The organism is Providencia vermicola (assembly GCF_010748935.1).
Lineage (GTDB): Bacteria > Pseudomonadota > Gammaproteobacteria > Enterobacterales > Enterobacteriaceae > Providencia > Providencia zhejiangensis.
The window spans coordinates 954,402-979,166 of the sequence record NZ_CP048796.1 but is presented as its reverse complement, the minus strand read 5'-3'; the positions used below and the strand labels follow the sequence as shown (position 1 = coordinate 979,166).

Here is a 24,765-nt window from a genome sequence, read left to right as displayed (position 1 = left end):
TATTCGATCGTTTTATCTTTGGTGATAACTAGAACACTGAACGACCAATTCGTTTTGATAATAATTCTAACGCTGCACACCCCACCAGCGAGTTCCCTGCGGAATCTAGCTCGGGCGCCCATACCGCCACAGAGAACTGATTCGGTACAATGCAGACGATCCCACCGCCAACACCGGATTTTCCTGGCATGCCAATGCGAAAAGCAAACTCACCAGAGCCATCATACATACCACAAGTCATCATTAACGCATTAATTTGCCGTGATTGTAATGGCGTAATAACCGGGTCAACCGAGCAAGCTGAAACCCCTTGCGCAGTCAAATAAGAGAAACAGCGCGCTAGCTCTACACAGTTCATACTGAGAGAACAATAATGAAAGTAAGTTTCGAGAACTGTAAGGACATTATTCTCAAAATTACCAAAGGATTTCATTAAAAAAGCAATTGCGGCATTTCGGCTTGCATGCTCAAGTTCTGAACGCGCAACCTCAAGGTCATAGCTAATATCTGGTTCGCAAGCCAGTTTTCTGACAAACTCCAGCATACGTTGTTTCGGTGCACTTAGCCGTGATTGCAACATATCCGTAATCACGATAGCCCCTGCATTAATAAACGGGTTACGCGGAATACCTTTTTCCATTTCGATTTGGATCAAGGAATTGAAAGGTAAACCCGAGGGCTCTTTCCCAACTCGACTCCAAATTTCATCTTCTTCATAACGCGTCATCGCCAAAGTCAAACTAAGCACTTTGGAAATCGATTGGATCGAAAAACGAGTTTGAGCATCTCCTGCCCTAAAAGTCTCACCTTCTGCGGTGTGCACCGCAATCCCCAATTGATGAGGAGAGACTTTCGCTAATGCAGGAATGTAATCGGCAACTGCACCTTGACCAATCAATGGTCGCACTTGATCTAAAATATCATTCAATAGTTGATTAGAAAACAGACGACTCACTGCGCTTTACTCCAGAAAACAAAGGCATCCATTAAGGATGCCTTTGGTCGTAACAACCGTTAGAGTTCGTAAAACGAGGAAACCAAATAAATTGATTACCTAGTTAAGAACTTATTCCCACCAAACATCAAATAGTTCAGAAACAACGATGTCTTTCATGCCTTTTGATTTCAGCCAATTTTCCACGATTGCACGGTGTTCTTCGGTACACTTACCAATTTTTTGCAAGCAAACAATACCTTCCCAGCTCATATAGCCACTCGCTTCGAATGCTAAGCCATTCGGTTCAATCGCTTCCGCAATCAGTGCATCAACAGCACGATCAACTTCTTCAATTGGAGTGCCTTCTTCAAAACTCCATTTTACGATAAACCCTAACTCTTGGAATTCATCAATACGTAATTTTTTGCGTAAACGACGACTACGTTGTTGCTTAGCCATTATTTTGTCCTCTCAAACATTAAATCCCATACACCGTGCCCTAATCGCTGGCCACGCTTTTCAAATTTTGTTTCTGGTCGTGTTGCTGGACGAGGAACATAATCACCAGATGCTGATAAGTTTTTATACCCTTGCGCATGAGTCATCACTTCCAACATATGCTCTGCATAAGGCTCCCAATCCGTTGCCATATGAAAAACCCCACCTACAGCAAGTTTTGTGCGGATCTTATCAGCAAAAGGCCCCTGAACGATACGACGTTTATTATGTTTCGCCTTGTGCCATGGATCTGGGAAAAATAACTGAACCATCGATAAGCTCTCATCTGGGATCATACGGTCCAAAACTTCAATTGCGTCATGGCACATCACACGCAAATTAGTCACATTCTCTTCTTTTGCTGAAGCAAGACATGCTCCAACCCCCGGCGCATGAACTTCAATTCCAAGAAAGTTTTTTTCAGGGTTTTGTGAAGCCATAGTGACCAAAGAGGCTCCCATCCCAAAACCTATCTCTAACACAACAGGGTTTTGATTATTAAAAACCGCTGCAAGATCTAAAGGCTGTGCGACAAAATCGATACCCATTGCCGCCCATTCACTTTGTAGCGCATCTTCTTGGCGTTGCGTCAAACGCCCTTGGCGACGAACAAAGCTGCGAACGCGGCGCATAACCCGCCCTTCTTCATTATATTCTGGGGAGATGACGTTATTGATCATAATATAAAAATTCTACGAATTAATTGCCTAATCAAGTAAATAAGCGAAACATGACTGTATCTGTCTACTCTCTTCCATGTATCAGTAGCACAACGAATAAAATAGATTGCATACTCTAATTCCCTCAGTCCACTGAGAGGCTAACACCGATATCTCAAAGTGCGCAGATAGCGACACCACTAAGCTAGCTCAACAAGGTAGCCAAACAAAGTCCAACATCCGTGCAGCATAGCGAGTATATATTAAAGAGCAGGGAGTTTATCAAAACTCCACCAAAGTTACAGGTGAAAATTGGATAACTTTACACTCTAGCACACAATAAGCGGTTTACAGTGTGTTCGGTCTATGTTGCAATCCTGAGCATCACTGACTTTTAATAGAACTACCGATAAAAACAATATACTCAATGGAAGCTCAACAATTTTCGTTCGCCGTGCTTAACTGGTATCACAAATATGGACGTAAAACTTTGCCATGGCAAAAAGAAAAGACGTCCTATCATGTCTGGCTTTCCGAAGTCATGCTGCAACAAACCCAAGTAAGTACGGTTATCCCCTATTTTGAAAAGTTTATCAGCCGTTTTCCTGATGTCATCGCGCTCGCAAATGCCCCCCTCGATGAGGTATTACACCTTTGGACGGGTCTTGGTTACTATGCTCGTGCACGAAATTTACATAAAGCCGCAAAAGTGATTGCTGAACGTTTTCATGGTCAATTCCCAACTTCATTTGATGACGTTGTCGCTCTTCCCGGAGTTGGCCGTTCAACAGCAGGCGCTATCTTGTCGCTATCACAACAACAGCACTACCCAATTCTTGATGGTAATGTTAAACGAGTACTTGCTCGTTGCTATGCTATTGAAGGATGGCCGGGAAAAAAAGAAGTGGAAAATCGCCTATGGGAAATCAGCGCTAAAGTCACCCCCAACGAAGGCGTGCAATTCTTTAACCAAGCCATGATGGATTTAGGCGCCATGGTATGTACCCGTAGTAAGCCTAAATGTGAATTATGCCCACTACAGTTAGGCTGCATCGCATACGCCAACCATTCATGGCAAAACTATCCGGGTAAAAAACCGAAACAAAAAATTCCTGAAAAAACGGCTTGGTTCCTCATTCTGCAACACGGAGAACAGGTTTGGTTGGAACAACGTCCACCGTCAGGTATCTGGGGAGGCTTATTTGCTTTCCCGCAATTCGAAACACAGCAACAAATGCATGAATGGCTGGCGCAAACGGGGATCAAACATGACACTCCAGAACAATTAATTGCGTTTCGCCACACTTTCAGCCATTTTCATCTGGATATTATTCCTGTTAAAGTTAATATTCAGGCATTTACTTCAGCCATGGATGAAGGCAAAGGACTTTGGTATAACTTAAATCTCGGTGCAACAATCGGCCTAGCTGCGCCGGTTGAAAGCTTACTTCAACAGCTTGCCGTGCCGCCTGATATTCTGAGGAAACAATAATGAGTAGAACAATTTTTTGTACTTTTTTACAACGTGATGCTGAAGGACAAGATTTTCAGCTATATCCGGGTGAGCTAGGAAAACGTATTTTTAATGAAATTTCCAAAGAAGCTTGGGGTCAATGGATGGCCAAACAAACCATGCTGATCAACGAAAAAAAATTGAATACGATGAACCCTGATGATCGTAAAATGCTGGAACAAGAGATGATAAAGTTCCTATTTGAAGGACACGATATCCATATCGACGGCTATACACCTGAAAAATAATCAATCGGTCTACCTGTTATTCGGTAGACCATTAGCTTGAATACTGTGGAATGTATGAAAAAACTGTTAGCCCTAACACTGCTGGTGCCTCTACTCATCTCCTGCTCCAGCAAGAAAGAATCTGATTTTAATCCTAACTATGTGAAAGACACCAATGGGTTCGATATTCTTATGGGGCAATTTGCCCACAATATCGAAAATATTTGGGGGATCAAAGAAGTTCTTATTGCCGGTCCTAAAGACTATGTGAAATATACAGATGAGTATCGTACTCGGAGCCACATAAACTTTGATGAAGGGACTATCACAGTTGAAACCATTTCCGCCGTAGAGCCTTCAGAACATCTGAAAAAAGCCATCATCACAACCTTATTAATGGGTGATGATCCAAACTCCATTGACCTATACTCAGATATTAACGATATTCCTCACAGTAAAGAGCCGTTCTTATTTGGTCAGGTATTAGATAATACTGGCGAACCCATTCGCTGGGAATGGCGTGCAACTAAATACGCTGATTATCTAATTAATAATAAAATGCAGCGCCGGCAGTCAGGAATGAATGTTGTCTGGTCTGTCACGATGCAACTCGTCCCTAACCACCTTGATAAACGTGCCCATAAATACCTGCCATTTATCAAAAAGGCTTCGGCTAAATATGGTGTCGATGAATCGCTTATTTTAGCCATTATGCAAATCGAATCGAGCTTTAACCCCTATGCAGTCAGCCGTTCTGATGCCTTAGGTCTAATGCAGATTATGCCAAACACGGCAGGAAAAGATGTTTTCCGTTCCCAAGGTAAATCAGGTGTACCAAGCCGTAGTTACCTCTTCGATCCAGAAAAAAATATCGATACCGGTACAGCTTACTTGGCAATTTTACAAAACAGTTATTTAGGCGACATTCAAAATGCAACCTCACGCCGTTATGCTGTCATCACGGCCTATAATGGCGGTGCAGGTAGCGTACTAAGAGTCTTCCATAGCGATAAAAAGACCGCTGCACAAAAAATTAATCAATTGGAACCTGGTGAAGTCTATGAAACGTTGTCAACAAAACACCCAGCAGCCGAATCGCGTAACTATCTAATCAAAGTTAATAAAGCGCAAAAAAATTATCGTCGCTAACCTTGTCATTGTATGAACAGAAAACACTCGTTTAAGCCTAGCGCTTTCGAGTGTTTTTTATTTCATTGTCTTTTTATTATGCTAATTGTTCAATCGTTGGCTAACATGTTGAAAAAAAGCGCATCTGATAGAAAGTTTTTTGAATTCACCTTGACTCCCACAGTGAAATCAGGTTTAATACGCCTCGTTGCCCGGATAGCTCAGTCGGTAGAGCAGGGGATTGAAAATCCCCGTGTCCTTGGTTCGATTCCGAGTCCGGGCACCACTTTCTCTTCTACAGTGGTCTCCTCAAGTCAAGTAAACTCCTTTATATTCACTCAGTTACCTTATACTATCACCTATTGTACTTCAGCAAATTCAACACTAAAGTCAGTGCCTGTTGATGAATTTTTTAGGTTTATCTTGTTCAAAATCATTTAGACTTCCCCATAATGACCCCCAGTAGATACTGACTACCAAGCAAAAGGCAAAGAGTACAAGTTCTTTGATGCGTATGAGCTTTATCTTCTCATCAAACCTAATGCGGCTCATTACTGACATATAAAATACCGTTTCACAGTTGAAGAAAAAATAACTCTCTGATATTTCTCTTGCTGACATTCGCGTTAAACGTGATGAAGCCAGAAAGCGATTAGCTGAAGGTAACGATCCTGCTGAACACAGGAATCCAGCCGTAGCGCTCACTGTAACGCTTAAGAAGCCCTCCAAAAAAGCAAACTCTCTGCTCATTTAAAATAACTCTTCCCCCTCCCCCGCTTTAATACTCATTAAGAATACGTTATCAAACCTAGATAAAACAAAAATTTCAAATATCACTAACTTTAATAGCTCAATATTGGCACTCAGGCATGAGTCATATTTTTTACTTAGTTTCTCTAGATTGTGCAAATGCAGGAGACACCTAATCCACATAACTAACTGTAAAAATTAACATTTATTGCCCTAATGTTATCATCATCCCTCATTAAATATAGAATGCGAATAATATTGATAATTATTACCATTTGTAATAATATGATAGAAATTTAACATAGCTTTACTGAATTACAGACAACACAAATTCCATCCTTTAATGGAAAATATGCTTATTTCTATAGCAATAGCCTAGTGAGCTAATCAATCGAACTCTAATGGTATGTCGACAAAACTAGATAGCTGAAGAGATAAATACTTTTACGCTAATTGTTTTACCAACAAAACAATAAACCAATATTTTCAATAAAAACATGGAGTAGCAGGAGGCTAAATGTGTCTAGTGTGATGTGCCGGTCGTATTCTCATATACCGCTTACCATAAAAAAAGAGGATTTCATTTTTACTTCTCCTCATAAGAGTTTGCTCGCAAAAGGAATATTTGCCAATCTCACGCTACCTGCGGAACAAGGGCATCGTCACAATAGCGAATTCCAACGGCAAATAGAGCAATTGCTTATACAGGCAACTCGGGCGGGTATAAAAAACCCTATTATCGCTGGCGTCATTCCATTCGATAAACGACACGCCAGTGCATTATATATTCCTCAATCATACCAATGGTTCGATAGACATACGCTAGCGCTGCCCAATACTCCGGTTAACGTTATGGGCCAACTTCACCAATATTTAGATCATAATGACTTTTGTTCAATGGTGAAAAAGGCTCTTTGCGCACTTCATGGTGATACACTAGATAAAGTCGTACTCTCACGTTTACTCAATATTGAAAGTATCAAGCCACTCAATGCACTCAGCATCTGGTGCCAGCTCCATAAGCAAAACCCATCCAGCTACAATTTTTATCTGCCACTTTCAGACTGTACTCTGGTGGGGGCCAGTCCCGAATTACTACTACGTAAACAAGGGGATAAACTTTGGTCATGCCCATTAGCTGGTACAGCTAAACGAGGTGAAAACAGCGCTAGCGATAATTTAGCTAAAGAAACGTTACTTACTTCATCCAAAGATCGCTACGAACATGAGTTAGTGACCAAAGCGATTCATCACCAATTATCCGCACATTGCCAAGACCTTACGATCCCTGTCCCCTCTTTAATCAGCACACCAAAGCTGTGGCATCTCGCCACAGAAATCGAGGGACTGGTTAAAGATAAAAATGAAAGTGCCATTTCTCTAGCATGCTTACTACATCCAACTCCTGCATTATGTGGCACTCCCTCGATGATTGCTCGTGATTTGATAACTCAATTGGAACCTTTTGATCGTCAATGGTTTGGAGGGATTATAGGTTGGAGTGATGCTGAAGGTAATGGTGAATGGGTCGTCGTTATTCGCTGTGGAAAAGTTAGCACATACCGAATTGAATTATTTGCAGGTGCAGGAATTGTGCCCGATTCACAGCCAGAAAATGAATGGTGTGAAACCAGCAATAAACTCGGCACTATGCTCAGTGCTCTGAACTATCAACCATGTTGAATCCTATGCGTCAGACATACTTATCATGATTACATGTAAACGTACTCCCTCACAGAAAATACTGCTTAGAAACTTCTGCCGAGTCCTTGTCCATTCCAAGCTAGCCCCACTAAACATGAGAGCCAACAACCATGAGTATTCCTAAAATAGACAACTATCTACTGCCTGAACCACATGAATTACCCATCAATAAAGTAGCATGGCAACTTGAACCACAGCGTGCAGCTTTACTGATCCATGATATGCAGATGTACTTTCTCAACTTTTGGGCAAAAGATAGTCCGACTATTCATACCTTAATTGAGCATATTCGATTATTGCGTGAACGTTGCCATCAATTAGAGATCCCCGTTTTTTACACCGCCCAGCCCAATCAACAAAGTGATATTGACCGTGCTCTACTAAATGATATGTGGGGTCCTGGATTGACTCGCCATCCAGAACAGCAAAAGATCGTCACTGAATTATCACCTACACAGGAAGATACCCTGCTCACCAAATGGCGCTATAGTGCCTTCCAACGCTCTGATTTAGAAGAACGATTACAAGATAAACAGCGAGATCAGCTAATCATTTGTGGTGTATATGCCCATATTGGCTGCCTTATTACAGCGACTGACGCTTTTATGCGTGATATTCAGGCTTTTATGATTGGGGATGCACTAGCGGACTTTAGCCGTGAAGAACATATGATGGCTTTACGTTATACCGCCGGTCGCTCTGGCCGAGTACTCAATACAAAGCAAGCCTTATCTGAGCTTTGCGGTCATCCAGTAGACCAGCAGTAAAGCTTGAACGATTAGCGACAATAACTCACAAAAACAACAAAATCGGCTGATGAGTTAAACACTTTCATGCTGAAAATAGTCATGAATCTCTCTGAATATTAAAGGAAAAAAAAATGATTCTTTTTAATGGCAAGACCGTTTGGGTCACAGGCGCAGGTAGTGGTATTGGTGCCGAAACCGCTCGGCAGTTTCATGAATCAGGAGCAAAAGTCATCGGTTTTGATATATCATTTCCAGCAATAATGCCATTCGAAACTATTACGCTAGATATCAGCGATGCAGACGCAGTCCAGCTCACCTGCTCTGCATTATTAGAAAAGGTCGGGTTAGACATATTGGTCAATTGTGCCGGAACGTTACGACTTGGCCCGACTGAAACCTTCACGCGCCATGACTGGGAACATACGTTTAATGTCAATGTGGGGGCGGCATTTAATTTGTTTCATCTTCTTATTCCCCATTTTAAACGCCAGTGTCGTGGTAATATTGTTTCCGTTGTTTCAAATGCTGCCCATGTACCTCGAGTGAACATGTCTATTTATTGTGCATCTAAAGCGGCAATGCGTAGCCTGTGTCTCAGTGTAGGACTAGAATTAGCGCCGTTTAATGTACGTTCAAACCTTGTTTCCCCTGGCTCCACAAAAACCCCTATGCTAGAAAGCATGCTAAACGATACTGAAGGGTATCAACGATTAATACACGGCCTACCGGAACAATTTAAGCTTGGTATTCCATTAGGGAAAATTGCTCAGCCTAATGATATTGCCAGCGCTATTTTATTTTTAGCATCGGAGCAAGCTAATCATATAACATTACAAGATATTATCATTGATGGCGGGGCAACATTAGGCGCTTAAACATCATGAAAAAAGGTGAATTTAACGCGCTATTTCTGTGCATAGTAGCTAAAAGCCCATTATACACTTAGAGAATTAATGGCCAGCTTTACAGAAACAGCGCCACATTACTTAAGCGATTCTGCCTATTCACAATAATTAAATGTTGCCCCGTAATAAATTCAATATTGTCATTCATCGATGAACCATACAAATAACTACCCCTATTATGTAGCCAATAAATAACGTCTTTTTCTTATTAAGAAGATCATAATAAGCGCTAATGAACATAAAAAAGCGCCAATTGAAAGATAATAAAATAATATTGGGTTCTTGGCATCGGTCATTAACCAAGCGCCAGAATAAGACCCAACTATTGAGCCTAAGCGACCACTTGCCATTGCCCAACTCACCCCTGTTGCTCTAGCATATGCAGGATATACTGTTGCGCAAATTAAATTTAACCTGTTTTGCGCGCCTGCTATTGTAAAGCCAATAAAGAAAATAATTAGCAGTAATCCATAATATTGAAGGGTAAAATCAGCAATGACTAATAATAAGATCATTGCGGTAAAATAAGATAATCCTAGGATAAGAAAAGCCTCCTTTTTATAATCAATCCAAATAGCAAGCAACAAAGCGCCTAAAGTACCGCCAAGAGGTAGCATAGAAGTCATGTAATTAACTTGGCTATAATCATAGACTTCATTAAAAATAACAGGTAACCAATAGGTTAATAAATAAAAAACCAAGAGAGAGAAGAAAAATGCAATCCATAAAAAGACAGTTAAAACGGCTAATTTCCGTCCCAAAATGGTCGATATTGTTTGAGGATTACTAAAAAGTTCAGTATCTGAGTCAGTATTATATAGTTTCAATAAACTAATATTCTTATTTATATTAGATATAATGCTTTCAAGTTGTGCATGTGCTTTTTGTGATTTTTTCTTTACCAGATACTCAAATGATTCAGGTAACACTAAAGCAATAATAGGAATAGAGAGTAATGGTAATATTCCTCCTAAATAGAACAACCAATGCCAACTAAAGTACTGTAGTATCCAGTTAGTCATAACCCCTCCACTGGCGATACCAACAGTAAAACCACTCCAACTTAACGTGCAGAGTAGCATACGGTATCGCTTTGGCGAGTATTCAGAACATAGCGTAATACATATCGGCATTGCTGCGCCAAGACCAATTCCTGTCATTAATCGAAAAAAGACAAGCCAATAAAAATCACTTGATAATCCACATAGAATAGCCCCAAATCCATATAAAAAAGTTGAAATAATCAGTATTTTTTTTCTTCCACATTTGTCCGCTATAGGCCCGAAAATCATACTTCCCAGCATCAGCCCCAAAACACCAGAAACAAATAAATAAGAAAGGTCATTAGAGGAAAGGCCCATTTCTTTTTTTAGCACTGGGGCTAAATAAGCGACTATAGAAATATCAAATCCATCTAACATCACGATAAAAAAACAGATAATAATCACCTTCCACTGAAACACACTCATTTTATTATTATCAATGAATATTCTGATTGAGTTTATTGTTACCGTATTTCCTTTCATAACAAGAAAGTATGCTCCATTAGACATAAAATTAACGTTGACTTATCATATCTTTTCAAGATAACACTCATAGTAATTAGCTTGCTGCCATAAGATAAGACTCTAATTGTTTTGCTATCTCAATTTGATCTTCAAGCATATAAACCATATGTTCTTCATTAACATTAGGATTAAGAATAACGACTCTTAAGAAAACAAGCTCTTGATTATCATGCTGTGAAAATTTCCTAATACTTCTAGAAACAAAACTTGTTCCTTTATTCCGCTGCTCTTTTTGTAACTGATAATTAAAATGATTTATTATTATGTTATCTTCTGGTGTCATCATTTTATTTCTGAAAATCCTCGGTATATATCTATAACTCAATATATTAATTTTAGGATCATTCAATAATTCAAAGCATGGATTTTCCTGTATATGCTTAGCTAAAATTTTAATATTATTTAAAGCCACACTAAAAATTTCATCATATCCATTTTTACCAATTAAATGCAGGCAAGCATGAAGATAAAGCATATTTGCAGGACGTGTGCCTTCTAAAGTAAACCTTCCTTGATCAAGAGACGTGCGACGAACAGCATAGGGCGCGGTATGTACGATATTTTGAGAAAACTGAGGATCCTTAAAAAATAACATTCCTGTTCCAATCGGCATAAACATCTGCTTATGTCCATCAATAGTGACTGAATCCGCTCTCTCAATACCGGATAATAAAGACACATGTTGTTTACTTAAAATAAATGCGCCAGCCCATGCAGCATCTACATGAACATGAATATGATATTTTCTCCCCAATTCAGCAATTTGATGTAATGGGTCTATCGAGCCAAAATCCGTCGTACCGGCGATTGCAACTAATGCAGCGATAGTCATTCCCTCAGCGCGGCATTTTTTAATTTGTTGCTCTAATTCAGTAACCACAATTTGATTTTGGTGATCTACGGGTATGCGATAGAGCTCAACACCTAAAAGTGATGAGGCTTTATCGAAAGAATAATGCATTAATTCTGAGCCTATTACTGCAATTTTATTGACCCCACTCTGTTTTACTTGGCTGACAGCTCCCCACATAGCGGTTAAATTCGCCATAGTGCCACCACTAGTAAAAATACCTGTCGTTTTACTAAAATCCTTGTTTACATCAAAATAAAAATCATCATTAAAATGAAAAATTTCTTGGTGAAGCAACCTAAGTAATTGACGCTCTAATAGTGTTAGCCCCCGACTCGTTTCCATCTTAACCATATTTTGATTTAATGATTGAATAAGCCTACCTATCTGAGGAATAAACCAAGGTAATGGGCTTGTCATATGCCCTAAATAACTTGGATTAGCTAAATGGGAGCACATAGGAATGATAATTTCTTTAATATCTTTGATATAATCATCCATATTTGCTGTGTTTTCTGGAATTTTTAAAGTCGAAAAAAAATTATCAATCTCTTGTTTATTAAAACAACCCACTTCGTCACTTTGAGCTAGAAAATCACTAATACAATAATCTAATGCCTGATTAATATTATAATCACTAGGTTCAAATAAAGATTTAATCGAAAAATTTTCAGTCATTTTTACGCACCAAATTCGTTGTGTTTTATTACGTGTTATAGATTATTAAAATAATCACTTAACAGCTTTAGTTGCTAATAGGGTTGCCAAAAAGGCAATTAAGATAGAACCAATAGTGACAATAGAATATCCCCATGTTTGAGATAGATAAAAACTTAATGAAACCACAATAAAACCAAAAATAAATCCTATGGCTGCTTGCGCATTATAGGCTGTCGCTGGAGCTAAAGCATCAGCAACGTTATCCATAATAATGGTGGATATGGAAATAAAAACAAAGGGTAAGCTTAAATAATAGAGAAAAAATGCCGAGTAAACTAACATAGGACTGTTATATCCCATCGAGATAGGAATAAACGAAAGTAGACAACATGAATGAAGCCCCGTCGAATACACTAAGCTTCTGCGTCTTGTTAATTTTTTTACTACCTTAGAACTCAAGAAAATGGCGATTAGACTAATGATAGAACCAAAAAGTTTCAATAAAATTGCAATTTCAGGTAAAGACCAACCACTATCAATGAGCGCAGGTGACATTAAATTATATGAAGGTAAAATTCCAAATGGTAAGATAATTAAAAAAGCTAACCATCGTTTTTTTCCTTTCCAAATGGTAAATAAGCTTTTCCAATAATCTTTATCAACTCTTTCATTTATATTTTTCTTTCTTTCATATTGATATTCATTAAAAAACCATACTTGAAGCCAAGTGATAGCGAGTATCACCGAAAGAAATAACATGCATCCATTCCAGTCGATATAAGGATATAATAATAAAACCACTCCCCCACCAATAATATTTCCAAACATAGATCCGCCACTTTTGACGCTTGAAATGAGATAGCGATCCTTTGCATCAAAAATATTACAAATCAGCCCTGATAAAGCAAGGTCTTGCGTTGCTGTCATAAATGAAAAGGTAAAAATAACCAATAAAATCAATGAAAATTCATGCAAAGGATCAACAAAAGAAATAATAAATAAGCAAGAAATCATTAAAAATTGTGCAACTAACAGCCAATTACGATAATGGCCCGTGTTTGTTTTTAGATGCTTATCTATAAATGGAGCCCACAAAGCTTTAAATGCAATGGGTAATGACATCAGCGGAATAAGACTTAATTTATCTAATGAAGCCCCATTCTCACGTAATATCAAAATAAGCACTATGGATAAAAAGCTAATACCAATATATTGGGTTGAATATAGACTAAAAAATAAAGCCCAGAATTTTGCAGGAACCTCTTTTATATTGTTATTATTCATTGATGAAAATCCTCATCCTGTTGTAATGAATGATTCATTGAATAAGCATTTTTTAGCCCTATAGAAAGAGGAAGAATACAAATCAAAACCAATATAGCTGAAAAAACAAAAGGATAACCATCACTACTAGGTAAAGAAAGATTCGCTGAATAATAATACATATTCGTTGCACAAAGCGGTCCCAATACAGCCCAAAAACTACTGATAGACGATAAAGCCCCCATTAGCTGTCCTTGCTCCGAATCAGAAACTTGCGAAGAAAAGAGACTTACAATGGAAGAGTTACTTATGCTAGAAAAACTATAGAGAATGATAGCGATATACAAAGCGACTACACTCGTTGAGAATGCAATACTGATTAGCCCTATAATAAATAATAAAAAACCTAATAACGGAATTTTTTGATCGCTTAGAAAAACTCTGACTATTTTGAGTAATACCGTTTGTGCAAATAGTCCGCCTAATCCAATAATCACAAAGGACGTAGCAATTTTCACATCATCCCATTCAAAACGATATTTCGTAAAAAATGGCCATAATGTTGTTGGGAACTGTACAGCAAACATAAAAACAATATTTGCAATAAATAAATAAACTAATCCTTTATACTTAAAAAAGTAGATAATTGACGAGAACGGATTATGGAGTTTAAATGCCCTTCGTTTTTCTATAGGTAACGTTTCTTTTAATAAAAAGATTACACATAATAAGCCAATAAAACTAAGTATACAGGCAACAAAAAAAGGCACTCTTACACCATATTGAACGGCGATCGATGCGATTGCTGGCCCTACAACTATTCCTAGGCTCATGATACCAAAAAGAAAACCATAATTTTGCATTTTACTTCTTTCATCACTCATATCAGCAACACTGGCTAATGAAACGATAATAGAAGAGCCTGCAATACCAGCAATGATCCTCGCTACAAATAATAAATAAAGATTATGACTAATGGCATATAAAAAATAATCTAGAGTAAAAACAACAAAACATACAATTAGCACAGGCTTACGCCCAAACTTATCAGATAACGCTCCCATGATCGGGGCAAAAATAAATTGCATAATACCAAAAGTGGCTAATAACCACCCACCGATAATAGCATTGTCAATGACAGAATCATGAGTAACAGATTCTAGTAGAGAGGGAATAATAGGATATATTAGAAATAAACCAATTTGATCTAAAAAAACAGTTATTAACAAACAAACAAATGACAAAGGTAGCATTTTCTTTTGCATAAATACCTCATAGAGATATAACTAACATTTAAAAATGAATTAAATAATCGATTTAGTTATCTAAATAATTTATTCAATATAATGGAAAGAAATAGATTAAATTTGTTGTAAACTCCAAAACTCGGAATAAATTCTTTTTAATTGTAATAATTCACTATGAGTTCCTTGCTCAGCAACCTGACCATCATCTATTACCAAAATTTGATTAGCAGCAACAATAGTTGAAATACGATGTGCAATAACTAATACGGTTTTCCCTTGCACTAAGCGATTAATAACGTTTTGTACGGCAATTTCATTTTGAGTATCAAGAGCAGCTGTAGGCTCATCTAAAATAAGGATAGGCGCATTTTTTAAGATAGCACGAGCAATAGAAATACGTTGCCTTTCACCACCCGATAGACTTTTACCAAAATCCGTTAATTGCGTATGATACCCATGTTTAAATTTTTGAATAAAATCATGACAATTAGCTTGCTTACAAACTTCGATGATTTCTTCATCTGTGGCTGATATTTTGGCCATTCGAATATTATTCATTATGGTATCTTGAAACAGATAAACGTCTTGAAACACAACTGAAACTAAACTCATCAGTTGTTTTTGAGATAAATCACGAATATCAATGCCACCAATTTTAATACTGCCAGATGTTACATCAGCAAATCGTAAAATAAGTTTGGTAATGGTTGTTTTTCCGCACCCACTTGCGCCAACAAGCGCGGTCAGACCGTTCTCTGGAATACGAAAAGAAATATTTTCAAGAACATTTCTATCAAGACCTTCGTATGAAAAATCAACCTTATCAAATTCGATATCATAACGACTTGGCATTACAGGTGATATTTTCTCTGGTAATGAAGGTGCATTCAGTAGCTCTTGTAACTTTTCATAACCTATAACGAGTGATTCTAGCATTGATGACATTTGTACAAAGAAATTCAAAACATCAGTAGACCTAGCAATCACTAATAACACACAAGCAAGAAGTAAATAGGAAATATGACCAACATTAACGAGATAAGCACCGACAGATATAATCAATATTAATCCTGTTTGAATCGCTATTGTAATGATTAAATTAGGTTTTTCTCCTTTTTTTGTACCAATACGTAAAATATTTGCGACATCTTTTGCAACTTTAATAAATTGATTTAATTTTTCCTCATGTTGTCCCGTCGATTTTAAGACTTCTAGCCCTTGAATAAACTCTACAGCCTCACCTTTTAATTTAGAATTGGCTTCAGCTAAAATACTAAAGCCTCTGCGATACGCTTTTCTACGCCATAAATATAATGGGATTGCCATAGGAAACACTAAAAACATAATCAAGGATAGCTGCCAACTATAAAACAACAGAGCTATCGCTGCAGATAAAGGAATGACAACACCAGTGATTATGATATTCAGTAGCATAAAGGTATATACCGCAGCCTCATTTACGCTTTGCATCAAAACATAATTAATCTCACCAGACCTAAACTGGTTAAGATATTCGATTGAGATATGCCTTAGTTTATCACCTAACTTTTCTCTTAACTCAGTCACTGCAAGTGTTGAGTATCCATCCGCGTCATAACGTTCTGACAGCATCTTAAACGTAAAACTAGCCACCAATAGTATAATGACCAGTGATAAGTGAATACTAACGGATACGCTATCCTTTGCATCTATTGCTTCAAACAAGGGATATAATAAAACTAAAGAAATGCCAAAAAGACATGATGATATCGTGGTATACACCAAGCTTTGAATAAATATTTTTTTCTGTTTCCCCGCGGCGTTGAGTAATCCTACATAGGTTTTAAACAATGATTTTGTCTCTCTTGTACTTTTATTAATATAGTTTTTCATTGTTTACTCCATGATCTGTAGGAATTGACCAATTTTTTGCTTTTTTATATTCATCCCATAAAGCCTGATAATCAGCACAATGCTCTATTAACTCATTATGTTTACCTTGAGCTTTTATCGTTCCTTTCTCTAAAAAAATAATTTGGTCTGCATCGGTCACTGTTGATAGTCGATGAGTCACCATAATGACGGTTTTATTTAATTCAATTAACCTTGAAAACGCCTTCAATAACAAAAATTCGTTTCTTGCGTCTGAAAATGCCGTTGGCTCATCTAAAATGATGATTGGCCTATCCTGTAAGAAGGTTCTTGCAATGGTAATTCTCTGCTTCTGCCCTCCGGATAATAGCTGGCCTCGTTCCCCAACTAGCGTGTCATATTTCTCAGGTAGCCTCATTATAAAATCATGAATTTCAGCTTTTTTGGCTGCTTCAATCACGTCTTCATCAGATATATCATGTAAGCCATAACGAATATTATCGGCAATCGAGCATGAAAATAAAAAATTATCTTGAAACACAAATGAAATTCGAGACATTAATTCCTGATAATGAATATCTTTTATATTAACCCCTCCCAATAAAACCTCACCTTCAGTGGCATCAAAAAATCTAGGTATCATATTGACTAAAGTGGTTTTACCTGAGCCAGAAGCACCAATAAGAACAGTAAAAGATTTCTCAGGGATCCTTAAATTAATATCCGAAAGTGTTTTATCTGTTTCTTCATAAGAAAATCCAACCTGTTTAAGTATAATTTCATTATTTTCTGGAACTATAGGAGCTAACGGAATAGATAATATAGGTAGGTTTTCAACTTCAAAGATACGCTCTATTGAAGCTTTAGATTTTTGAATAATTTGAAATAGCCCCATGATAGGATGAATACTTTCCGCGATACCAACGGCAAGAAGAAGAAAGCAAAAGCTAGTGATAAATGAAACTTGTTCATTATACTGTGCAATTGTTAACCCAATAACAAGAATAAGGCTGATAGGCATGGCAGAAAATAAACTTCTAGCTATTTTTGCGGATAAGCGCATGGATTGTAACCAGTCAAAAATAACGCGACAATAATTTTCCAATGCTTTTTGATATTGAATAAATGAACCTTCACCTGCATCAAAAGTTCTAACGGCACTCATGCCTTGAATATACTCAATAATCCTGCTATTAATTTGAACCGTTGCATTATTATAGTTCTCCTTCATTAGCTTTCCTTTTTTCATAATAAAAGATAATAAGAAAAAAGTTACTAATGTCGTAACAAGAACAATACAGGCAAAAAACCAATTAAAAATAAACAAAACTATTAATGTAAATATCGGTGTAATAAAAGCTTCCGCTTTTAATGGTGGCGCGTCAGCAACAAATGCATGTAACTCTTTAATATCATCGATGAGAACTTTAACTAGATTTCCCCCTCCTATATTTCTTACTGTTTCTATAGGTAGTTGGTTAATTTTATTGACTAGTTTGGTACGTAATATCTCTTCCAGCTCAAATGCTGCATAATGGGATTTATCATGTGCATATATTCTTAATGTATAAAAAATAATACTAATTACAAGTAAGGAGGTTATAGATAAAAAAGGAAAGTTTTTATCTACTGACATTAACTCATATAATACCCATATTAAATTTAGCCATATGCTTAATTTTAACACTTGAGCGATAGAAGCCCAAAAAATAGAAGCAGATATTTTTTTCTTCACAGGAAGAAATATATCATTATAATTCATCATGCTTACCTTATTTCTAGTAAAGAATTGAATCGAAATTAAGTTTATAACTCAATGAATAAAGAAATTAAACTTCAAGAATGTTCTTGAGTCTAGTAACAATCGTATCCAATAACATTTTTCTGACTACTGGCTGATTTAAGTAAAAGTGTCCACCAGGAAATGTATAACTACCTAACCACTCCGTTGTATAAGTTGCCCACTTATTAATAGCGTCATGATTTATAATTTCAGAGTCTCTTTCTCCATAAAATGCCATTACAGGAATGTCAATTGAGATGGGTGGAACATCAGATAATTTATCATTTAGCTGAAAATCATTTCTTAATATTGGCAAGAAAAAATCAAGGATCTCAGGATTATTAATTAACTCTTCAGGTATACCTTCATAAACCGAAATAACCTTTAAAAACTCCTCTTTAGGTAATAAGTGATACCCTTTTGGCCTACGGGATAACATTGAGGTTTCCGGTCTGCCACTTAAAATAATTAACTCTAATGGATTATCATTATTTTGTTTTTGCAATTGCTTAACGACTTGTAAGGCAATAATACTACCGACACTGTGCCCAAATACAGCAATCTTTTTATCACATTTATTGATAATACCATTTGTAATTTCATCAATTATTATTTCAGGGTCATTCACGAGTGCTTCTTTCAGCCGACTACCATGGCCAGGATATTCTACAGGGCAAATATTTAACCAATCAGGTGTTATATCATTCCATTTATTATACATAGCAGCATTGCCACCTGCTGAAGGAAAACAAACAAGATCAATAACAGCATTAGCCTTACTTTTAAAATGATATGGGAAAACAGAACTATTAATCATCATATCTCACTTAATATTTTTAGTTATAAGAACGATTACGTTTCGAAAAACAAATTAAAAACTCAATATATTTATCAAAGACATCATTAGAAATTTCTATTTCTTCTAACTTAATATCATTAATAACATTTCCATTATCCAACTGTGTAAATTTAGAGTTTAAAATGTCATGTATAAACCCAAGAGAGAATGATGCCGCAGATTTAATAACCATACTACTATTAATCTCACTAGCATACTTTTTTAATGTATCCAACCACTCTTCCATTAGAACAGCGTTTAACTCTATTCCCTTTTCTCTTATTTTATTTACTATCTTATTTAATGATATATTTTGTGGATATAAAACATGATAGTTTTTGCCTACCCCTTTAATTTCCTTACTGATCATATTAATCGCTGTTACACAATAGTCTACAGGTATAATATAAGATAAAAATGCATCCGGTAATAATGGGAATTTTTTAATTTCAATTGATGCAGACAAAAGCATAAGTAAAGAGTCATTAGGATTTAATTGACCTGTAGATGAATCTCCCCATACTCTTGGTAGCCTATAAATGTTTATAGGAACACCTTTTTTTCGTGCATTATCCATCATTTTTTCAGAAGCCCACTTACTTCTAATATAGCCATTTTCCGGTAACATATCTTCGGATAGCATTTTAGACTCATGGATAATATCAACTTTCCCAATAATTCCAGCAAGCACTGAAACTGTTGATATATGATGTATAGGCTTTAACTTAATATGTGTAGCAAATTTAATAATATTTAATGAACCATTTACATTTGCACCCGACATTCTAGAATAGGTATTGGCCAAGTTAACATTCGCACCACAATGGATAATACTATCAATTTCCTTAGATAATTTATTATATAATTTGTCTTCTATTCCAAAGTTTGATATTGAAAAATCCCCTAAGACTATCAATATTCGTTTTAGATCATTCTGTGAGAACAAATTATAGTTAATCAGATTATCATGAACTCTACGTGTAGCATTATTAACATCATCGCCTCTAACTAAACAATATATATCAGCGGACGTATTTTCAATAAGCTCCTTAATGAAGTAAACACCGACAAATCCCGTACTACCTGTTAATAATATTTTCTTAGGCGAACTGACATTTTCCATTGGCAATAAATGATTAGTCGCTATCGAATCATCAAGAATACAATCAGAAGTTATGTTCTGCTGATTATTTTTAATATCGCTATTGTTTAGCTCTTCGATCCGCTTCGCGAGTTCACCTATACGGCTATTGTCATATACAAGTTGGAATGGTAGATCCATCTTGAATTTTTTATTTAGCCTTAACATTAATGTGGTAAGAGTTAAAGAATTTCCGCCTATTTCAAAAAAATCATCAAAACTTGAAATGATATCAGTATTAATTCTTAAAGTTTCAGCGATTTCATTAATAACGGCCTCTTCAAATTCTGTTTTTTTACCATCACATAAAGTTTGACGTTTTACTCTAGATGTACAATACATTCCCTTTAATTTAGCACGATCGATCTTTTTATTAATAGTAACTGGCCAATTTTCTATAAGGTGTAATTCACTGGGGATCATATAGCTAGGTAATATAGGCCTAAGAACATGTTTTATTTCTTTTAAGTCTATGTTTTTACCCTCTGAAGAGAGTAAAAACAAATAGAGTTTTGTATTATTTAATACATTTTCTGAAATAATAACAGCATCTTGAAAATTAAAGCTTTTTCTAATAATATTTTCTATCTCTCCAAGCTCAACTCTGAAACCTCTAATTTGAACTTGCTCATCATTTCTTCCCATAAAATACAGCATATTATCACAATCATAGTATGCCAAGTCTCCTGTACAATAACCTCCATATTTAAAATTTCGAGAGGTTAAATCTTGGTTATGTAGATAACCTAAACCAACCCCTTCACCTGTGATTAAAATTTCTCCAACAACCCCCGCAGGTAAAAGATTACCCTCATTATCAATAATTTTAATTTCCGTATTTGGTAAAGGATAACCTAAGGATAATGAATTTTTAGTTTCATGAATTGGGTTGTATGTCGCCATTATAGAGGCTTCAGTAGGGCCATATAGGTTATAGAATGATTTAGAGGGTTCAGTTATCCAATCACTAGCAAAGTTAACAGGGCAAACATCCCCGCCTGTTAATAACATATCTAACTCATTGAGTTCATTTTTATCGAGATGAGTAATAATGATAGGAGGTAAAAATGCAAATTGTATTCTTTTATCATTTATATACTTAACTAGTTGACTTAAGTCCTGTCTTTTTTCTTCAGGGATAATATTTAAACAGCTACAACTAACGACGGATAAAACAAGCTCTAAGATTGATGCATCAAAGTTTATTGATGAAAATTGCATCGTTTGAGCAAACTTCATCTGATTATTCATTATGTTCTTACAGCTTGTAACCAATGATCTCATACCATGATAGGTATTAATTGCCCCTTTAGGGGTTCCTGTAGAACCAGATGTATAGATAATATAGGCAACATCAGAATTATCTAAATCCAATACTTTTTCTCTATTTTCGATAGAACTATCAACCAATTTTAGGTCATTAATAAAAATATATTCAATATTTTCAAATATTCTATCAGTACTATTGGTAGTAATTATTCTTCCTATCTTAGAATCTTTGACTATATATCTTAATCTTTCAGGTGGATAAGATATATCTAAAGGTAAATAGCAACCTCCGCACTCAAAAATAGCAAGCATACTAAGAAATGAATCGATTCCCCTTTCCTGGTAAACGCCTATTACTTCACCTTTTTTAATAGCTAGTTTATACGCTATACTTTTTATCTTCTCTGAAAGAGCCAAATACGTATATGTGTTAAACTCATCAGAAATAGCGTTTTTATAAGGATTTAACTTAGCATTTAAATGTATTTCTTGATTTAAGCTTAGTTGATGAGGAAGATTCTCCCCTTTTAGCTTAGGATATGAATTGGATAAGTCCTGCAATAACTCCCTAATCGTTAGGTTAGGACTTAATATTATAGCTCTCATTAATTTCAAAAATATCGAAACTATATTATCTGCATAGTCATCAGCTAAATAATGACTAAAATAAACTAGCTCCAGTTTATACAAATTACACTTGAACACGATAGGAAAATCAACTCGTGTTGGCTGATCTATAAATTTAAAATCTAAACCTAAAAGATTGCCTTTATTTTGACTGGTATCTTTAAAGTGTTTTTCTACACTCACAATTGTGTCAAACAATTTTTGATCTATTTTATTATTACTTTCTATTCTTCCTACTTTTTCTAAAATCTCATTGATAGGTAAATAAGAATAGCTATAGCTTTCCATTAATTCATTTTGTACATACTTTAAAAAATCAGTTATGTTTTGTCTATCATCTACACCAATAATGATTGGGATACTGTTAATTAGAGGACCAACGATTTCATTTCCTCTCACCAAATCAATAGGTCTTTGAGATACCACACTTCCAAATACAACTTTATCAATGGAACATAATAAACTTAGCAGTATTGACCATGTCGCTGAAACAAAAGAATTTTCAGTTATTCCACATCGCGCACAAAATGCCAATATTCCCTCTGTAACTTCCTCTTCAATATATAATACCTTTTTCCCGAATATTTTTTCATGATTAGTGATAGTTTGAGGCTTCATAGATAGCGGAAATTTTGATACCTGCTCAAGCATTGCGATTTTTTTATCCCAGAATAAATTGGCTTGATTGAAATCTAACTTTCTATACCAATTAATATACTTTTTAAAACTGACAGGTTCCGACAATTCTAGGAAACTTCCATTTGATAGTGCTTGATAGATTTTTGTAAATTCTTTAGTTAGTATTTGGATTGACCATCCATCTATAATAGCATGATGAATTGTTAATATGATATCAAATGTGTTTTCTCCTAATATAAAAACAGTTATTCGCATCAATGGTGGGACTTTAAAATCAAAACCTTTTTTAGCATCATATTCTATATAATCATTGATTATATCCATTTTCTCTGAGTGTGAATATCCCTTTATATCTTTTACATTAACTTTAAAAGAGAATTTATTTAAAATAACTTGATGAATATCTTTCAGTTGTTCCCACAAAAAAGCAGATCTTAAACAATCATGTCTTTCTATTAATAAACGCCATGATTCTTCGAATAAATCTATTTTAAAATTGCCTGTAACTCTTAAATGAGACTGTTCAACATATAATTCCAGATTACTACCGGTGATAGCAGAGTTTATTAATGCTTTTTGCATTTGAGATGGTATAAATATTTCCTGTATATTATCTTGTTTTTTTTCTTTATTAAGCATAATCATAACTCCACTAGGATTTTAAAATTGTGTTATATAGAACAAACCACCATCAATTAACTAGTTATTAGTTTTATTTCTTTATTTATTAACAACATTAAATCATTAATTAAACTTTCTGATATAGCGGAAACTGCAAAATCAAAATCTATCGATAAATTACGCGTATTAGTGAGCTGTATTCTTATATCTAATGCCACTTGAGGTGTTTGCGTTAATCCAGAATGGTAATAAAAACTTGAGTCATATGGTTCGACTTTCCAAGAAAGGGCATTAGTAATAACGATAGGAAATGGTATGCTATTTTTAAATTTACTGCATAACTCTCTAGCAATCTCTATCCCTGAATATGAGACATGATTTAATCCATTCATGGTGTCAGATTGTATATTTTTAGCATTATTGACTAATGAATCATCATTAGTTCTGTAATATAGCGGAATGATTGTTGATAAATTTGATAACTCCTTATTGTAAAGAGAAAAGGAGATAGGTAGACCCACATAAATATCTTCACGTTCACTTAATGTGCATAATGATTTCAAAATTATAGTGTTTATTAAGGAGTTAGGAAAAATAGCATTTTTTTTCGCGTAGCCAGATAACTCATCCCATCTATTTTTTTTAATTACAATATTAGATCTTTTATATCTTGAACTAGGAATTTCTTCTAAATTGGTCTTCCATGGAAAGCTAATTTTACTTATTCCTTCTAACTTTTTTAGCCAATATTCTTTATCGATATCTTTAACTTTAAAAAGGTTATCACAATCTAATAAATTACTGCTAACTTGAGGGGAAACTGACTCTATACCGGTTTTATTTTTTCTATATAAAATTATAATTTCATTTATAATTGAAGATATAGAATAACCATCTAAAATTAACCCATCGAAACTAAATAAAATAACAGTATGATAATCAACATCTAACTTTTTATTTAATTGAATAAACCACACCCCCCAAGGTGATTTATTCGATTCATGTTTATAATGAGAAACCTGCTCTCTGAGTTGTTCTATCTTTGATAATGTCTCTGTCTTTATATCATTTTGATAATCTATTATTTTTAAATTTAGATCTAAATCTGTGCTTTCCTTCTGTGAAAATTTTTTATGGTCAATAACGATTCTTAATGCATTATGCTTTTCTACTACCTCTCTTAAGCAATTTTTAAAAACATCAAGATCCACATCTCCTCGATATTCTCTAAAATCGTGCATAGCAACGCCGCCTAATGGCAAATAATTTTGCCTTCCCAATACATATGCAACTTGCAATTTATTTAATTTTCTTTCCATCTTATTAAGGTCCGTATTG

The 24,765-nt window shown here is 35.5% G+C and carries 18 protein-coding genes, 1 tRNA gene and 1 pseudogene; 7 read left to right on the top strand and 13 right to left on the bottom strand.

Annotation, left to right across the window (positions count from 1 at the left end):
• Positions 1 to 28: 28 nt before the first annotated feature.
• From glsB to trmB, 3 genes are all read right to left on the bottom strand, one after another.
• The gene (glsB, locus tag G3341_RS04140; RefSeq protein WP_163860760.1) at positions 29 to 955 is read right to left on the bottom strand and encodes a glutaminase B; all 927 of its coding nucleotides are present in this window, start codon (positions 953 to 955) and stop codon (positions 29 to 31) included.
• Positions 956 to 1,066: 111 nt separating this feature from the next.
• A complete protein-coding gene (locus G3341_RS04135; RefSeq protein WP_163860759.1) occupies positions 1,067 to 1,396 on the bottom strand; it encodes a YggL family protein in 330 nt (109 codons plus the stop codon).
• Positions 1,396 to 2,115 (bottom strand): tRNA (guanosine(46)-N7)-methyltransferase TrmB, encoded by a 720-nt coding sequence (gene trmB / locus G3341_RS04130; RefSeq protein WP_154624076.1) that lies wholly within the window; start codon positions 2,113 to 2,115, stop codon positions 1,396 to 1,398. The genes G3341_RS04135 and trmB overlap by 1 nt, the downstream gene beginning before the upstream one ends.
• Before the next feature lie 406 nt (positions 2,116 to 2,521).
• Here trmB and mutY point away from each other — a divergent pair, with 406 nt between their 5' ends.
• The 4 genes from mutY (at position 2,522) to G3341_RS04110 (ending at position 5,248) form a co-directional block, all read left to right on the top strand.
• Positions 2,522 to 3,586: an A/G-specific adenine glycosylase gene (gene mutY / locus G3341_RS04125; RefSeq protein WP_163860758.1), complete on the top strand. Its 1,065-nt coding sequence runs from the start codon at positions 2,522 to 2,524 to the stop codon at positions 3,584 to 3,586.
• Positions 3,586 to 3,855 carry an oxidative damage protection protein gene (locus tag G3341_RS04120; protein ID WP_154624074.1) on the top strand — a complete coding sequence of 90 codons (270 nt, stop codon included), beginning with the start codon at positions 3,586 to 3,588 and terminating at the stop codon, positions 3,853 to 3,855. Before mutY ends, G3341_RS04120 begins: the two co-directional genes overlap by 1 nt.
• 54 nt (positions 3,856 to 3,909) lie before the next feature.
• A complete protein-coding gene (gene mltC, locus G3341_RS04115) occupies positions 3,910 to 4,983 on the top strand; it encodes a membrane-bound lytic murein transglycosylase MltC (RefSeq protein WP_163860757.1) in 1,074 nt (357 codons plus the stop codon).
• Between the two features lie 189 nt (positions 4,984 to 5,172).
• Positions 5,173 to 5,248 (top strand) — tRNA-Phe (locus G3341_RS04110).
• A gap of 104 nt (positions 5,249 to 5,352) precedes the next feature.
• Here the strand turns inward: G3341_RS04110 and G3341_RS04105 are convergent.
• Positions 5,353 to 5,712, bottom strand: a complete 360-nt coding sequence (locus tag G3341_RS04105) for a hypothetical protein (protein WP_163860756.1) — start codon at positions 5,710 to 5,712, stop codon at positions 5,353 to 5,355.
• A 519-nt stretch (positions 5,713 to 6,231) separates the two neighbouring features.
• Here G3341_RS04105 and G3341_RS04100 point away from each other — a divergent pair.
• The 3 genes and pseudogenes from G3341_RS04100 (at position 6,232) to dhbA (ending at position 9,040) form a co-directional block, all read left to right on the top strand.
• Complete coding sequence (locus tag G3341_RS04100; protein ID WP_244316475.1) at positions 6,232 to 7,395, top strand: isochorismate synthase; 1,164 nt, start codon at positions 6,232 to 6,234, stop codon at positions 7,393 to 7,395.
• A gap of 131 nt (positions 7,396 to 7,526) precedes the next feature.
• Positions 7,527 to 8,147, top strand: a pseudogene (locus tag G3341_RS04095) (isochorismatase family protein); the annotation flags it as partial.
• A gap of 149 nt (positions 8,148 to 8,296) precedes the next feature.
• Positions 8,297 to 9,040 carry a 2,3-dihydro-2,3-dihydroxybenzoate dehydrogenase gene (gene dhbA / locus G3341_RS04090; RefSeq protein ID WP_163860755.1) on the top strand — a complete coding sequence of 248 codons (744 nt, stop codon included), beginning with the start codon at positions 8,297 to 8,299 and terminating at the stop codon, positions 9,038 to 9,040.
• 206 nt (positions 9,041 to 9,246) lie between these two features.
• Here dhbA and G3341_RS04085 read toward each other — a convergent pair whose 3' ends face one another.
• The 9 genes from G3341_RS04085 to G3341_RS04045 all read right to left on the bottom strand — a co-directional run bounded on the left by G3341_RS04085 (position 9,247) and on the right by G3341_RS04045 (position 24,746).
• Positions 9,247 to 10,596, bottom strand: a complete 1,350-nt coding sequence (locus tag G3341_RS04085; RefSeq protein ID WP_163860754.1) for an MFS transporter — start codon at positions 10,594 to 10,596, stop codon at positions 9,247 to 9,249.
• A 76-nt stretch (positions 10,597 to 10,672) separates the two neighbouring features.
• The gene (locus G3341_RS04080) at positions 10,673 to 12,166 is read right to left on the bottom strand and encodes an aminotransferase class V-fold PLP-dependent enzyme (protein WP_163860753.1); all 1,494 of its coding nucleotides are present in this window, start codon (positions 12,164 to 12,166) and stop codon (positions 10,673 to 10,675) included.
• Between the two features lie 54 nt (positions 12,167 to 12,220).
• Complete coding sequence (locus G3341_RS04075; protein ID WP_163860752.1) at positions 12,221 to 13,432, bottom strand: MFS transporter; 1,212 nt, start codon at positions 13,430 to 13,432, stop codon at positions 12,221 to 12,223.
• Entirely contained in the window at positions 13,429 to 14,676 is a 1,248-nt protein-coding gene (locus G3341_RS04070; protein WP_163860751.1) for an MFS transporter, read from the bottom strand. The genes G3341_RS04075 and G3341_RS04070 overlap by 4 nt, the downstream gene beginning before the upstream one ends.
• Before the next feature lie 96 nt (positions 14,677 to 14,772).
• The gene (locus tag G3341_RS04065) at positions 14,773 to 16,530 is read right to left on the bottom strand and encodes an ABC transporter ATP-binding protein (protein WP_163860750.1); all 1,758 of its coding nucleotides are present in this window, start codon (positions 16,528 to 16,530) and stop codon (positions 14,773 to 14,775) included.
• On the bottom strand, positions 16,514 to 18,274 hold the full coding sequence (locus G3341_RS04060; RefSeq protein ID WP_208852757.1) for an ABC transporter ATP-binding protein: 1,761 nt from the start codon (positions 18,272 to 18,274) through the stop codon (positions 16,514 to 16,516). Before G3341_RS04060 ends, G3341_RS04065 begins: the two co-directional genes overlap by 17 nt.
• Before the next feature lie 64 nt (positions 18,275 to 18,338).
• Positions 18,339 to 19,112: a thioesterase II family protein gene (locus tag G3341_RS04055; protein WP_154635764.1), complete on the bottom strand. Its 774-nt coding sequence runs from the start codon at positions 19,110 to 19,112 to the stop codon at positions 18,339 to 18,341.
• A gap of 16 nt (positions 19,113 to 19,128) precedes the next feature.
• Positions 19,129 to 23,445, bottom strand: a complete 4,317-nt coding sequence (locus G3341_RS04050) for a thioester reductase domain-containing protein (protein WP_163860749.1) — start codon at positions 23,443 to 23,445, stop codon at positions 19,129 to 19,131.
• A gap of 56 nt (positions 23,446 to 23,501) precedes the next feature.
• Positions 23,502 to 24,746 carry a condensation domain-containing protein gene (locus G3341_RS04045; RefSeq protein WP_163860748.1) on the bottom strand — a complete coding sequence of 415 codons (1,245 nt, stop codon included), beginning with the start codon at positions 24,744 to 24,746 and terminating at the stop codon, positions 23,502 to 23,504.
• Positions 24,747 to 24,765 lie beyond the last annotated feature (19 nt).